Source organism: Amycolatopsis stemonae (assembly GCF_054781455.1).
On record NZ_BAAGUJ010000017.1, the window covers coordinates 98,997 to 112,703 of the forward strand.

Below are 13,707 nucleotides of genomic sequence, written 5' to 3' on the forward strand. Positions count from 1 at the left end.
ACCGCGCGCCGGTTCGCGGCCACCGCCATCGCCGCGCGGCGCCGACGAACGGATCACCCATGGCCGTCCTGAACCCCGACCTGTCCATCGACACGAGCGACGCCCCGGAAACACCGCCCACCACCGGCCTGATCGGTGTCGGGTACCTGACCAGCAGCGTCCACCAACTGCGCGACCGCCTCGGCCCGTCCCAGCTCGGACACGCCCCGGACGGCGTGACCGAGACCTGGGTCCTGCACACCCCGGCCGGGACCGCCCACCTGTGGGCCAGCACCAGTCCCGCCGACCCGGCCGACGAAGACGACGTCGCACGCAGGTGGCTGATCCTGACCACCACCGACGGAATCCAGCCCTGGAGCTACGGCGTCCTGCCCTGGGTCCACAAGGCCGTCAACGGCTCGACCGAGGCGTTCCCCGCCGCGGCTCTCCCGCACTTCACCGAGGCCACCCTGTTCGCCTTCGGCCACGCCTACCTCGACTACCTCTACCTGCGGATGGTCGCCGAAACCGGCCGCCGCGATCAGCTGGACAGGACTGCGCCGGACTTCCGCACGCACCTGCGCCGGCCTCAACAGATCAACTCGGTGCTGCTCCGGCTCACCGAAGCCCTGCACGACTACGAATGGGCCCACGCCAACCGGGCCGAACGCGAGGAGTGGGCGCGCATGCAGCGCCCTGCACCCGGCGAAGGGCTGCGGTCCTGGAAAGCCCGCAGCCGCTGGCTGTACCCGTCGGGCTCGGGGCCGCACGACGGCGACCCCGACCTGCCGGGGAGGCTGCGCGCCCTGGCCGACACCGCGCGAGAGAACCGGGCCTCGCTGCTGGAGATCGCACCCGAGATGGACCTCGTCCTGCACGACGAGAACGAGCAGACGCTGCGCGCCCTGGCCGACATCCCCATCCCGGGCCTGGACGTCCTGCGGTTCCCCCACGCCTGATCCACCAGGCCGCCAACCCCAGCCACAACAAGGGAGTTCGGCGCTGCCGACCCGCCCGGTGGTGCGCTCGAACGGTGCGCCGGCGCCGGGCCGGGGTCAAGCCGGGAACAGCACCCGGCTTGACCCCTTTCCCCGGCGCCGGCGCCACCCGAGCGCGCCCCACCGAACGGGGCGGCACCACCCGGTGCCAGGGCCAAGCAGATCCCCACGCGGGACCGGCCCGGCGCGCATCCGCGCCAGCACGTCGCGCCGCGGGATCGCCCGCGCGCCCGAAACCGAGCACGAAAGGGGGCTTCGCCGTGGCCAAGCTGACCTACGAGCAGGAACGCCTGCACGCCCAGGCGTGCCAGCTGATCGACCTCGACCGCGACCTCACCGAAGAGGAGCGGGCGTTCGTCCTCGACCACTGGCGGGCATCGTCCACCGCCCGCTCGGCGTCGGACCGGGCCCATTTCACCCCGGCCGGGCTGGCCCGCGACCTGTCCCTTCACGTCGGCGGGGACCGGATCATCGACCTGGCCGCAGGCATCGGCCGGCTCGCGTTCCACTGCCGCGACCTGTGGGCGCGCTGGCCGCAAACCGGTCCGGAGCTCGTCTGCATCGAGCGCAACCCCGAGTACGTGCGCGTCGGCCGCCGCGTCATGCCCGAGGCTCGCTGGATCTGCGCGGACATCATGACGATCCCGGCTCTGCGCGAGGACATCGGCGAGTTCGAATACGCGATCTCCAATCCGCCCTACGGCCCCATCCCGCGCGCGGTCGAGGAGACCAGCGGCTATCGCGGCCGCCGGTTCGAGTACCACGCCATCGCCCTGGCCGCGATGGTCGCCCGCCGCGGCGTGTTCCTCATCCCGCAGGTCGCCGCCCCGTTCCGGTACTCCGGCGTCCCGCGCTACGAGACCGACGCCGGCGACGCCGAGTACCGCAAGTTCGTCGCCGCGACCGGCATCGAGCTCGAGGCCAACTGCGGCATCGACACCACCCAGTACCAGCAGGACTGGCACGACGTCGACCCGCTGGTGGAGATCGTCCGCGCCGACTTCACCACGCGAGAACCGGCCGTCGGACCGACTGGCCGCCGCGACCACTACGTGCCACCGGCCGCCGTCGAGAACCCGGCCGGTCAGCTCGCCCTGCTGGCCCTGTAGCAGCGCCTCAGCCCCACGCCTTCCGCGCCGGCGGGACCGACCACCCCGCCCGCGCGGCCACCGATGACACCGAGCGAAAGGCATCCCCGTGGGCTACACCACCGATTTCTACGGCGAAGTCACCATCGAACCGCCGCTGAACCCGCAGGAAATCGCCTACCTGCAACGGTTCTCCGACTCCCGGCGGATGCACCGGACCCAAGGCCCTTACTACGCCAACCCCGGCAACGACTGGGGCCAGAGCGGCACGGGAATCCTCAACTACAACGAGCCCCCGCAGCAGCAGCCGGGCCTGTGGTGCCACTGGGTGCCCACCGAGGACGGCTCGGCGATCTGCTGGGACGGCGCCGAGAAGTTCTACGACTCGGCCGAGTGGATGGCCTACCTCATCACCACGTTCCTCCAGCCCGGCGCCACCGTGCAGCAGGAGCTGCGCGCACTGGCCGCCGGCGGTACCGGCGTGCCCGCGCTGCGGCAGCCCGAACACAGATGGGTCTACCCGGAGGAGTTCGCGGCCTTCACGTTCGACCACCTCGTCAACGGCGCGATCGACGCCAGCGGTGAAGCACCCGATGACATCTGGCGGCTGGTGGTCCGCGACAACGTGGTGTCGGTCCAGTCCGGACAGATCACCTTCGCCGACGAGACCGTGCTCGGCGACGACACCTCCGCGCCGATCCGGGTTACGGCGACCCGCATGGACCAGCCCGGCGACGAACGCCTCGCCGTCACCGCCGGGACGCCGGCGCTGCCCGCGGCCACCCCGCGCTGACGGCCCACGACCCCACCACACCTCGCGCGGGCGGGACCGACCATCCCGCCCGCGCGGCGCCACTGAAACCGAGCACAAAGGAGCAGCACCCAGCCATGTCGCACTTCAGCGTGACCGTCGCGGTGTCCGGCGAGGACGTCGACGCCGCCCGCGAGAACATCAACACCCTGCTCGCCCCGTTCGACGAGAACCTGGAGGTCGCGCAGCGCACCGAGGACGGCGAGACCTGGTGGTACAACCCGAACGCCAAGTGGGACTGGTACCAGATCGGCGGCCGCTGGTCCGATGAGCTCCAGCTGCGGACCGACGCCGCCGACGGCGACTACGCCCGCGGCGAGCGCTCCTGGACCAACGAGAACAAGCTGGCCACGCCCGGCCGGTGCGACCTCTCGCGGATCAGGGCGCTGGACCTGGAGGGGATGCGCGAGGCCGCGGCCGCCAAGGCCGTCGACGACTGGAACGAGTACGCCTCCGTCGTGCACGGCACCCCGCAGCACCTGCCGTGGCAGATGTTCGTCGACCGCGTGAAGAACGCCGAGAAGGACGCGCCCCGGCCCAAGCAGGAGCTGGAGAAGGAGGCCCTGGACGCGGTGCTGGCCGACCTCGGCCTGGCCGACATCGACGCGGCCGACGCGCTCAAGACCTCCGACCCGGACGCGCACACCCACTTCCTCGCCCGCTCCCGCAAGGAGCTGGAGGCCGTCGACGCCGCCTGGGCGGCCAGCACCTACACCATCCAGCAGGCCCGCACCGACTACGCCGCCCAGCCGCGCATCGCCGCGCTGCGCGCCCACGCGGGCTACAAGCAGTTCCTGTGGGACGGGCCGGAGGACACCTTCGACCACCTCGACCGCGACGAGTACGTCGCACTCGAGCGAGCCCAGGCCATCCCCGGCTACGCCACCCTCACCCACCAGGGCCAGTGGATCGAGAAGGGCCGGATGGGCTGGTTCGGGCTGTCCGACAAGACCCACGACTCGACCAACGCCTACCTGGAGCAGGCCAACACCTACCTCGACGGCCTGTCCGGCGAGCTGTGGCTGGCGATCGTCGACTGCCACATCTGATCTGGCCCGCCCGGTCGGCGCCGCCCCGAACCCCGGCGGCGCCGGCCGGGCCTTCTTTCCCCGCGCGGACCGGGCCGACCACCCGAGCCCGCGCGGCCACCCCGCCACACCGAGCAAGGAGAAAGCCCGTGTCCACCCGATCCCTCATCGGCGTCCTGGACGCCGACGGCCGCACCTACCGCGCCCGCTACTGCCACAGCGACGGCTACCCGACCCACCAGCTGCCCGCTCTCGGCGAGGCCCTGCACGAGCACCACGACGGCGACCTGGACCGGCTCGCCGCGAAGATCCTGGAGCACGACTGGTCCTTCATCGCCGCGAGCGAGGCCACCGCGGAGGCGGCCGACGCCGCCACCCGCAGCAAGTACCGCCCCGACCACGTGCAGCCGACCGCGGGCGTCGGCTACCACTACACCGACCACCAGGACCCCGAGCCCAGCACCGGCACCCTCGACGAGGAGGACGCCGGCGGCGGGATCGAGTGGCTATACCTCGTGGCCGGCGACCAGGTCCGCGCCTACTACCCCGTCAACGGCCGCTGGGAGCACTTCGGCGACTTCAGCGCCATCGACCTCAAGGGCCTCGACCAGGCAGACCTGAGCGCTCGTGAGGAAGCCGCTTATGCCCGGCGCTACTGATCCGGAGCAGCGCGACGACCGCCGCTACACGGTGTTCGTGCGCTTCCCCGACCTTCCGCGTGCGCTGCGCGCCACCGCCGACGGCGGCACCACCAACCGCAAGGTCCACGCCGCGATCCTCACCCGCACCGAAGCCGAGCGCGTCGTCGAGCTGTCCCGCCCCTACCTCGACGAGCACCACCCCGGCACCCGGATCTGGATAGCGCCCTTCTGACCTGCGCACCGTTCCCGGTTCCGCCTCGCCCGCGGCGCGGGCCGCCCGGCCAGACCCCACGCCGGCGCGGCCTGCGCCGCACCTGGGCCGACATCCACCTCACGCACGAAGGGAGCTGACGCTCCATGCCCACGCTCGTCGCGTCCCGCCCCGCCACGCCTGCGGCCCCCGACCGGATCACACCCGCCGCTGCGGCCACCGGCACCTGGACGGTGATCCTCGACCCGCCCCACCTCGAGCAGGACAACGAGGGACGCATCGCCCTCGCCGAAGGCGACCGCGAAGCGGGATTCCTGCTGTTCATCGACTGCGCCGACGACAGCGTGTGGATCGACACCATCCGCGTCGTCCCGGGCCTGCGCGGCAACGGGCTCGGCACCCGGCTGCTCACCCTGGCGCTCGACCTGCATCCCGGCCGCAACATCGGCCTCGCCGCGCCCACCGCGGCCCTTGCCGCCTGGTACGGCCGCTTCGGGTTCGTCCCCGCCGGACCGGACGGCGTGCTGCGCCGGACCGCGCCCCGATGAGCCGGCCAAGGACCGGCATGCCCCCGGCCCACGATCCGCTCGCCGACCACCCGCTGCTGGAAGCGATGCTGCCCGTCGCGGTGCTGACCGCGCTGGAGGAGATCAGCCACCTCACCACCACCGAACGGCAGCACCTGGCCGCCGAGGCCGCCACCACCATCGGCTCCCACGGCGACGACCTGATGTTCGGCGGCAAGCACACCGCCGCGGCGTTCGCCGCGCTGGCCCGCGCCCTGGCCGTGCTGGCCCACCAGCCCGGCGGGGTCACGTTCGCCGGCCTGCACTGGTGCGTCGGCTCCCGCCATCACGGCACCCGCGAGCAGGCGCCCTGCGCCGCCGAACTCGCCCGCGAGGCCAGCCAGCCCATCAGTTGACCTTGCGGCGGGGCGCCCCGCCCGGCCGGAAGCCGGCGGGGCCAGGCGGGCCGCCTCGCCGCCCGCATTCCCGGCACCTCACCCGTTTCACGACCAGGGAGGACGTCATGCCCGCACCCTCATCCACGCCGCCGGCGACCTCGCCGCGCACGGACACGACCCACCGCTACCTGCGGCTGCGCCGCGACGGCCTGCCCGCCGCGCACGCCTACCGATGCGCCACCACCTCCGCGACCCGATCCCTGCCCTACCGCGGCGGCCCCGGCGAGGCGATCACCCTGCTGCTCGACGACCGGCCCGAGCTGGCCGGCTTCACCGCCACCGCGGTCGCCGAGTACCACGAGGACCCCGACCTGTTCGGGCTGGGCGAGTTCAGCGCCACCCGCGGCGAGGACACCATCCCCGTCTACCTCTCCGCCGAGAACCGCTACGAGTACTTCCGCCCCAGCTACACCCTCGCCCAGCGCCGCGCCGACCTCACCCGCCGCGGCTACGCCCGCGGCCCGGCCCACGAGCTCGCACTACGCCAAGCCCGCGAGGACGCCCGCGCGGCCCGGCGGCTGGAAGCCCGCTACGTCCGGGTCGAGGTCCGCAAAGCCGGGGTCCTGCTCGGCGACGCCGGCACCCCCACCGTCTTCAGCCCCGACGAGGACCCCGACGCCGCGATGGCCGAGGTCATCGACGAGTACGCGCTGCTCGACGAGGCGATCGCGCAGGCCCGCGCCGCGCTGCCGCCCCTGCTCGCCGCCCTCGCCGCCTGACCGGCCCCACCGGCGCGATCAGGCCACGCCCCCACCGTCGAACCACGTGGAGATTCACCATGCCCAGCACCAGCAACGCCCCCGTCATCCCCGCCCGCGAAGTCGTGCTCGCCGGCGACACCCCGGTGACCGTGACCGCCAGCGTCGTCAGCGTCGAACGCCGGGACGAGCCCGGCATCTTCGGCCCCATGGTCGGGCTCGACGCCCAGCTCGCCGTCGTCCTGCCCGGCCGCACCGAGCCGAACACCTACTTCCTGTCGCGGCTGGTCGGCGAGCAGTGCTGGATGCAGGACGCCGTCTTCGGCGCCAACGGATACCCCGGCTTCAGCCACGGCTTCGGATCCCGCTGCGTGCAGAAGCAGGGCATCGTCGCCGAGCTCGAAGCGCTGCTCGACGAGGCCGCCCGCACCCGCGGCCTGGTCGCCGAGATCGGCCCCGACATCCCGCTGACCCTGGCCACCCCCGCCGAACCCGGCGACCACGCCTGACGCAGCCCGGTCAGGCCCGCGGCACCACGGGACTGACCAACCCCTGCCGCGGGCCTCCGCTGCCCACCTGCGAAACCGAGCGGAGAAGCCCGATGAACAGCGACAACCCCGATCGGCACGTGCCGGCACGAGATCCCGGCACCCCGATCTACGACCAGCTCGCCGACACCTACGCCACCCCAGCGCCTCCCGCCGACGCGGGTGCCGCCACCACCGCCGCGGTGCCCGAACCCCGCGGCGCCGACGACCTCGCCGCCGCCGCCGTGGTCCTCGCCCTGTTCGGACGGCTCAAGCGGCTCGAGCGCGGCGACGGCAGCTGGGAAGGCGGCGACACCGTCCAGGCGCTGGACGCGTGGTTCGCCGAGTTCGGCATCAACGTCGAGGCCGACGAGGTGACCGCCGCCCAGGCGCTGCGCGTTCCCGCCTGGCTGGCCCGCGTGCTCACCGCGCCGTCGCTGGACGAGTCCAGCCTCGTCATCCACGTGCGCACCGGCCACCACCAGCCGCTGGAGCCCACCCGCGCCTACCTGGCCGCGCTGGTCTGGGGCCTGGGCGAGGAGACCTCGGCCTCGGTGTTCGACCTCGCCGGCGACCAGATCGCCCACATCGTCCACCCCGCCACCGAGGCATAACCACCAGCTCGCACGCCCCGCCCTCCGGCCCGCCGGCGCATCCCGCGCCGGCGGGCCGCGTCGTGCTGCCCGAAGGAGCCCCGCCATGCCCGTCACCACCATCGCCGACCCTCGGCTGGACATCGACCCGGCCCAGGTCGCCGCCGCGATCGGCGTCACCGCCGACACCGGCTACCAGTTCACTGACGCCTACGGCGTCACCTACACCGGCACCCCGGCCCACCTGGCGCTGTCCGCCCTGGCCCGCCGGGACCTCACCGGCGAGATCTACCCCGACCAGCCCGCCGTCGCCCCCGGCATCCGCGCCACCGCGCTCACCCTCATCGACTGGATCACCAGCCCGTACGTCGACCCCGAGCACGCGGCGGAGTTCGCCGCGCTGCCCGCGATGCGCGTGGTCGAGCTGGTGGTCTACCTGTGCCTGCACGGCGACGCCGGCGCGCTGGCCAAGGTCGGCCCCGAGTCGCTGCGCTACTACACCAGCCACCTGCTGCACGACCCGGTGCCCAGCGCCGAGTACCCGATGCCGCGGCTGATCGACCAGCCCTGCCGGTCCCTGGACGGCACCGACGCGCGCCCGCGGACCCGGCTCCAGGTCACCGCCACCGCCCGCGACGGCGCCGACGACGTCGCCGTGCCGATGGAGATCCAGGCCAGCGAGGACATCTACTGGGAACTCACCGTGGCGATCCCGGTGTCCGTCGACGAGCTCAACGAGCTGCTGATGGACCCGGACTACTTCGCTGGCGAGTACCTGGCCGACAACCGCGAGCTGATCGAGGACTACCTCGACTACCGCGACAGCCAGACCGAGCACGGCCTGGACGTCACCGGCCGACTCGCGCACCCCCGCGACCTCGCCCTGGCCGAATGCCTCGGCGCGGACCCGCAGCCTCCGGCCGCGCCCGTCGAGATCGAGCTGTTCTTCGCCGGCCCCAACCGTGACGCCGCGCTGGCGACCGCCCCGTTCGGCAGCCGCGGCCTCGCCGAGCTGTCCGCGGATCCCGGAGACCAGATCTTCGCCGTCGCCGTCGCGGTCTCCGCCGACGCCGCCCGGCCCGTGACCTGACCGCAGACCGCCCCCCTTTCCGCCGCCCCTGGCGCCCGCATCCCGCGCGGGAGCCAGGGGCGGCGGCTTTTCCCTTTCCTGCAACCGAAGGAGCCCTCGTGCCCACCCTCGCCGTGCTCGTCGCCACCGCCCGCACCCAGAAACAGCGTGGCAACGACTTCCTCGCCTGCTCGCCCGACGAGCTGGTCGACATCACCTCCTCCTGCGACCGCGACCGCGGCAGGCCCGACGGCGGCTGCGGCTGCTGCCGCTCCTTCACCGGCCTGGACTCCCGCAAGGCCACCACCACCGCCGAGGTAGTCGAACGGCAGATGACCTTCGCCGACTACGTCGCGGCCCACCAGGCCAGCCTGATCCGCGCCGGGCTGCCCGACACCGACGAGGTGCGCGGCTGGGCCGAAGAGGCCGCCCGCGACATGGCCCGCATCGCCGCGGCCTTCCCCGTCGGCACCGTCGTCGAGCGCCGCGGCGACCAAATCCTGGAACGAGTGCAGGTCGCGGCGAGGTCGGCGCGCTGAACTGCCGCCCCGGATCCCGGCGGGGCGCTCGCACGGTGCGCCGGCACCGGGCCGGGGTCAAGCCGGGAAAAGCGCCCGGCTTGACCCCTTTCCCCGGCGACGGCGCCACCCGAGCGCGCCCCACCGAGACCGGGGCGGCACCACCTTCTTGTCCACAAGGGACCAACGGAGTCCGGGTGGACGGCAGAAACCGAGTGGAGGCAACACAAGCCATGTCCTACGCCAGCACCCTCACCGCCGGGCCGGCCAACCTGCTCGCCCCCGTCGAACCGTCCCGCCGCAGCGCCTGGGCCCAGCTGGGCACCGACGTGACCGGCACCGGCAGCGCCCAGCAGGCGCTGGTCACCGCGGGCCTGGCCGGCTGGAGGATCCGCAAGGTCCCGATGTCGGGCTCCGACATCTCCCGCGACGGCGTCACCACGATCGACAACCCCGAGAAGGTGATGCTCGTCTACACCGACCCGGCCACCGGTGCCACCCGCTACCTGTCCACCGTCGGCACGAAGTACGGCGTGCACCAGAACGAGGCCGGCGCCGCGGTGCTGGACACCCTCGTCGCCGAGTCCGGCGCCCGCGGCACCGGCTACGCCGGCCAGCTCGAGGGCGGCTGCAAAACCTTCGTCACCATCGAGCTGCCGACCACGATGTACGTCGACGGCCACGACGCCATCCAGCTGCACCTGGTGGTGTTCAACAGCCACGACGGCGAGACGGCGTTCCGAGTGATGATCGTGCCGTTCCGGCCCTTCTGCGCCAACCAGCTGCCCGTCGCCATCGCCAACCACGTCTCCTGCGTGTCGATCCGGCACACCAGCAAGTCCGAGATCAACACCGAGGAGATCCGCTCCAAGCTCGGCCTGCTCTACGACTACGGCACCGCCTTCGAATCCGAGGCGAAGAAGCTGATCCGCACCGAGATGACCAACCGCGAGTTCGACGACCTGATCCGCGAGGTGTGGCCGGTCAAGGCCAACGCCTCGGCGCGGACGCTGAACAACGCCCGCCGGCGCAACGACCTGCTCACCGGCCTGTGGACCTCGGCCGAGACCCAGGCCCACATCCGCGGCACCCGGTGGGCGGCGTTCCAGGCCGTCACCGAGTACCTGGACCACTTCGCCCCGGCCAAGAACATCGACGTCCGCGCGAACCGGGTCCTGGTCAGCGAAGACGTGGCCAAGCGCAAGCAGGCCGCCTACGACCTGCTCGCCGCCTGAGCTGAGGGAGGCCGGTGGGCTGCGCCCCGCGAGGGGCGCGTGCCCGGACCAGGGGCACCCACCGGCCAGGCGGGCCCGGCGTCGCCACCGATACCGAGCGGATACCCGACGCCAGGGCCCGACCGCAGCAGCGTAGCGACCCACCCGCGACCACGTCGCCTCCGCAGACCGCGCTGGCCGGGACGCCCCAGCCACGTCCCGGCCAGCGCACTCCCGCCACCGCCCCGAAGGAGCCGCCATGCCCGATCCCGCCGACGCCAAGACCACGCTCGACGTCCTGCTCAGCGCGTCAACCGCCCGCGAGGACACGGTGATCCGCGGCGTCGCCCTCCGCGCCGGCCTGCTGCGCCTGCACGGGTGCGGCTGGTACAACCCCGGCAGCGCCGAACGGTGCGAGAACTGCCGCACCCGCGTGCTGCCCGACACCGAACCCCAGACCATCCCGGCGCTGGGCCTGGTCGCGGTCCGCGACTACCTCACCGAGGCCCACGGCGACGCCGACGGCCCCGCCCAGTTCGTTGCCGCCTGCCGGGCCGGAATCTGCGGCGGCCTCGCCTTCAACGTCGCCGACGACGTCCTCGCCGGCGCCCAGCACTACGGCTACGGCCGCGCCTGGCCGGTGATCGCCGCGGAGATCATCGCCGGCGTCGAGGCCCGCGCCCAGGCCGACGGCTCCCCGCGGGTCGCCCCCGCCGCAGCGTCCTGACCAGAGCTTCCCCGCAGCGCCACCGCCCCGGGCTGACCACCCGCGCCGCGGTCCCACCCCGAGCGACGAGGAGCATCCGCATGTCCACCACGCCCGAAGCGCCCACCGCGACGGTCGGAACCCACGTTCACGTGCTGCACCGGTTCGGCCGCGACAGCGAGATCAGCCTGTACCACAGCTACCCCGCCGCGCTGGCCGCGCTCGCCACGGCCGTCCGCGCCGACTGGTCCAGCATCACCTACCGCGACGACGTCCCCGCCAGCCCCGACGGGCTCAGCGACGCCGAGGCCGTCCTCTCCTACTTCGGCGGCAACGGCGGCAGCGGAGGCCCCGACGCGCCCACCTTCGGAATGTCGCTCGACGCCGGATTCGTGATCAGCGAAGACGTCGTCGCCGGCCCCGAACCCGCCGCGGTCTCGCTGCGGCTGGGCACCCTGCGCGTCCTGGACGGCGACCCCGCCGACCCCGACGTCCCCGCGCTCACCTACTGCCTGGACGCCGACGGGCTCACCGTCGCGGTGTTCCCCGGCCCCGACGGCCACCCGACCGTGCTGATCACCCCGGAAGCGCACATGTCCGGGCTGCCGGTCACCGTCCGCCTCGAGGACCCCTTCCAGCCCGGCGGATTCGAGCAGACCCACCGGGTGTCCTGACCCCGATCCCCGCACGCCCCGCGACCACGGCGGCCGCCCCGACAACGACCGGGGCGGCCGCCGCGGTCGCTTCGCCGCGCCCATCACCAGCCCGCAACCCGTTCTCGCGCAAGGGAGAAACCTCATGTCCGGCAACGACCTCGTCCTGTTCGACGGCGGACTCACCGTGCCCGCCCCGTTGTCGCTGCGCCTGCGGCGCTGCCCGTTCAACAGCGTCCACAGCGTGATCGTCGACGGCCCGCCCGGCGCGGTCGAGCTGCAAATCCGGCCGGCCCTGGTGGCCACCCTCGGCGGCGGCATGTCGGTCGAGTACCACTCCCGCCAGCCCATGCCCGGCGCGGACAGCGCCCTGCCCGGCTGCGAGGTGCTGGACGGGCAGCCCTGCTACCCCGACGGCGGAACCCTGGGCACCCAGAGCGAGTTCGAGCGCTGGTTCCTCGCCCGCGACGGGCAGGCCATCGTCGACGAACTCGTCCGCCGCCACCAGGGCCGGGCCTGGACCCTCGACGGCGACGAGGACACCGACCTCCCGCTGGTGCTCGACGCCGAACCCGGCCCCGCGCAGCTGACCAGCGAGCCGCTGACCGCCGGGGAGGTGCCGCCGTGGGCCTGATCCCCGACCGGCACCGCAACCGCCTCCTGCTGGTGCAGGTCGGCCTGGCCGGCAACGTCTCCGCCGCGGCCACCCAGCTCGACGGCGCGATGCGGGGAACCACCTGGACCGTCATCAGCGACACCCCGCTGGCGGAATTCCTGGCCCGCCCGAACCACGACGTCCCCGACCCCACCCCGCTGATCCGCCTGGACCTCACCGGCGACGACTTCTACTTCGCCCACCTCGCCGGCGGCCCGACCTGGGACACCAACCTGCGCCCCGGCCACGTCCGGCCGCGGCTGGGCGAGCCCCGCCGCCACGCCGGCGAGCCGTGGACGGCGATGCCCGGCTGGGACCTGGCCCCCGACGTCTACGCCGCGCTCGCCCCCAGCGCCGGCGTCGTCGTCGAGAACGCCGCCGCCCACCTCACCCGCGCCTGACCGGGCGCCTCCCCCGCCGCACCCCGCTGCGGCGACCGCGGTGGGCGCGGACCGACCACCCGCGCCCGCCGCCCACCTCACGACACCGAGCGGAAGGAGCCACCGTGCGCTGCCGGACACCCGCGCTCGCGACCACCGCGAGCCCGGCGCCGGAGGTGAACCTGCACGACTACGACCTGGTCCTGCTCAACACCTCCGCGGGCAAAGACTCCCAAGCCATGATCACGCACGTGGTCGAGCTGGCCGACGCCCAGCGCTACCCGCGCCACCACTTCCTGGCCGTGCACGCGAACCTCGGCCGCGTCGAGTGGCCCGGCACCCGCGAGCTCGCCGAGCGGCAGGCCGAGCACTACAGCATCCGGTTCGAAGAGGTCCGCCGCGAACGCGGCGACCTGCTCGAGCAGATCGAGGCCCGCCGCAAGTTCCCGTCCTCGACCGCGCGCTACTGCACCAGCGACCAGAAGACATCCCAGGTGGTCAAGCTGATGACCCGGGAAGCGGCCGCCTTCCGCGGCCGCGGCCACGACCGCCCGATCCGCATCCTCAACTGCCTCGGGCTGCGCGCCGAGGAGTCACCGGCGCGCGCGAAGAAGTCCCCGCTCGGCCCCGATCCCGCCAGCAACGGCCGCCGTGACGTGACGCGATGGCTGCCGATCTTCGACTGGACCGAGGTCGACGTCTGGCAAACCATCGGCCGATCCGGAGTGCCGTACCACCCGGCCTACGCGGCCGGGATACCACGCCTGTCGTGCGTGTTCTGCGTGCTGGCCGGCCGCAAGGAACTCGTCCTCGCCGCCAGGCTCAACCCCCGGCTGGCGCAGAACTACGTGCGGCTGGAAGCCGGCATCGGCCACACCTTCAAGCCCGGTCTCAGCATGGCCGAGATCGTCGCCGAGGCCAGAGCCACCGCGTAGCCGGCCCCTCGCCGACCAGCCCGCCGGGCAGCACCGGCT

19 protein-coding genes are annotated in these 13,707 nt (G+C 73.3%); all 19 read left to right on the plus strand.

Translation table 11 applies throughout. The annotated features are described in order from the left end of the window. Window positions 1–59: 59 nt before the first annotated feature. The 19 genes from ACYVLJ_RS40260 to ACYVLJ_RS40350 all read left to right on the plus strand — a co-directional run bounded on the left by ACYVLJ_RS40260 (window position 60) and on the right by ACYVLJ_RS40350 (window position 13,668). A complete protein-coding gene (locus tag ACYVLJ_RS40260) occupies window positions 60–938 on the plus strand; it encodes a hypothetical protein (RefSeq protein ID WP_460442628.1) in 879 nt (292 codons plus the stop codon). A 299-nt stretch (window positions 939–1,237) separates the two neighbouring features. After that, window positions 1,238–2,086 carry a class I SAM-dependent methyltransferase gene (locus tag ACYVLJ_RS40265; protein ID WP_460442629.1) on the plus strand — a complete coding sequence of 283 codons (849 nt, stop codon included), beginning with the start codon at window positions 1,238–1,240 and terminating at the stop codon, window positions 2,084–2,086. An 88-nt stretch (window positions 2,087–2,174) separates the two neighbouring features. After that, window positions 2,175–2,858: a hypothetical protein gene (locus tag ACYVLJ_RS40270; RefSeq protein WP_460442630.1), complete on the plus strand. Its 684-nt coding sequence runs from the start codon at window positions 2,175–2,177 to the stop codon at window positions 2,856–2,858. 95 nt (window positions 2,859–2,953) lie between these two features. Further along, window positions 2,954–3,925, plus strand: coding sequence for a hypothetical protein (locus ACYVLJ_RS40275; protein ID WP_460442631.1), 972 nt, complete (start codon window positions 2,954–2,956; stop codon window positions 3,923–3,925). Between the two features lie 128 nt (window positions 3,926–4,053). Further along, the gene (locus ACYVLJ_RS40280) at window positions 4,054–4,563 is read left to right on the plus strand and encodes a hypothetical protein (protein ID WP_370973959.1); all 510 of its coding nucleotides are present in this window, start codon (window positions 4,054–4,056) and stop codon (window positions 4,561–4,563) included. Further along, window positions 4,547–4,777, plus strand: coding sequence for a hypothetical protein (locus tag ACYVLJ_RS40285; RefSeq protein WP_370973957.1), 231 nt, complete (start codon window positions 4,547–4,549; stop codon window positions 4,775–4,777). Before ACYVLJ_RS40280 ends, ACYVLJ_RS40285 begins: the two co-directional genes overlap by 17 nt. Before the next feature lie 125 nt (window positions 4,778–4,902). Next, complete coding sequence (locus ACYVLJ_RS40290; RefSeq protein WP_460442632.1) at window positions 4,903–5,304, plus strand: GNAT family N-acetyltransferase; 402 nt, start codon at window positions 4,903–4,905, stop codon at window positions 5,302–5,304. Between the two features lie 17 nt (window positions 5,305–5,321). Then, the gene (locus ACYVLJ_RS40295) at window positions 5,322–5,678 is read left to right on the plus strand and encodes a hypothetical protein (protein ID WP_460442633.1); all 357 of its coding nucleotides are present in this window, start codon (window positions 5,322–5,324) and stop codon (window positions 5,676–5,678) included. 107 nt (window positions 5,679–5,785) lie between these two features. Beyond that, complete coding sequence (locus ACYVLJ_RS40300; protein WP_460442634.1) at window positions 5,786–6,439, plus strand: hypothetical protein; 654 nt, start codon at window positions 5,786–5,788, stop codon at window positions 6,437–6,439. A 59-nt stretch (window positions 6,440–6,498) separates the two neighbouring features. Then, window positions 6,499–6,927, plus strand: coding sequence for a hypothetical protein (locus ACYVLJ_RS40305; protein WP_460442635.1), 429 nt, complete (start codon window positions 6,499–6,501; stop codon window positions 6,925–6,927). 92 nt (window positions 6,928–7,019) lie between these two features. Then, on the plus strand, window positions 7,020–7,559 hold the full coding sequence (locus tag ACYVLJ_RS40310) for a hypothetical protein (protein WP_460442636.1): 540 nt from the start codon (window positions 7,020–7,022) through the stop codon (window positions 7,557–7,559). An 85-nt stretch (window positions 7,560–7,644) separates the two neighbouring features. Beyond that, the gene (locus tag ACYVLJ_RS40315) at window positions 7,645–8,628 is read left to right on the plus strand and encodes a hypothetical protein (RefSeq protein ID WP_370973946.1); all 984 of its coding nucleotides are present in this window, start codon (window positions 7,645–7,647) and stop codon (window positions 8,626–8,628) included. A gap of 98 nt (window positions 8,629–8,726) precedes the next feature. Further along, window positions 8,727–9,146, plus strand: a complete 420-nt coding sequence (locus ACYVLJ_RS40320; protein ID WP_370973944.1) for a DUF7715 family protein — start codon at window positions 8,727–8,729, stop codon at window positions 9,144–9,146. A 212-nt stretch (window positions 9,147–9,358) separates the two neighbouring features. Further along, window positions 9,359–10,360 (plus strand): DUF932 domain-containing protein, encoded by a 1,002-nt coding sequence (locus ACYVLJ_RS40325; protein ID WP_460442637.1) that lies wholly within the window; start codon window positions 9,359–9,361, stop codon window positions 10,358–10,360. A gap of 238 nt (window positions 10,361–10,598) precedes the next feature. Continuing rightward, the gene (locus ACYVLJ_RS40330) at window positions 10,599–11,066 is read left to right on the plus strand and encodes a 2Fe-2S iron-sulfur cluster-binding family protein (RefSeq protein ID WP_460442638.1); all 468 of its coding nucleotides are present in this window, start codon (window positions 10,599–10,601) and stop codon (window positions 11,064–11,066) included. Between the two features lie 80 nt (window positions 11,067–11,146). Beyond that, window positions 11,147–11,719, plus strand: coding sequence for a hypothetical protein (locus tag ACYVLJ_RS40335; protein WP_460442639.1), 573 nt, complete (start codon window positions 11,147–11,149; stop codon window positions 11,717–11,719). A 124-nt stretch (window positions 11,720–11,843) separates the two neighbouring features. Beyond that, window positions 11,844–12,332, plus strand: coding sequence for a hypothetical protein (locus tag ACYVLJ_RS40340; RefSeq protein WP_370973937.1), 489 nt, complete (start codon window positions 11,844–11,846; stop codon window positions 12,330–12,332). Beyond that, complete coding sequence (locus ACYVLJ_RS40345; RefSeq protein WP_460442640.1) at window positions 12,323–12,754, plus strand: hypothetical protein; 432 nt, start codon at window positions 12,323–12,325, stop codon at window positions 12,752–12,754. Before ACYVLJ_RS40340 ends, ACYVLJ_RS40345 begins: the two co-directional genes overlap by 10 nt. A gap of 104 nt (window positions 12,755–12,858) precedes the next feature. Further along, a complete protein-coding gene (locus ACYVLJ_RS40350) occupies window positions 12,859–13,668 on the plus strand; it encodes an adenine nucleotide alpha hydrolase family protein (protein ID WP_460442641.1) in 810 nt (269 codons plus the stop codon). The last annotated feature ends 39 nt before the right edge of the window (window positions 13,669–13,707 follow it).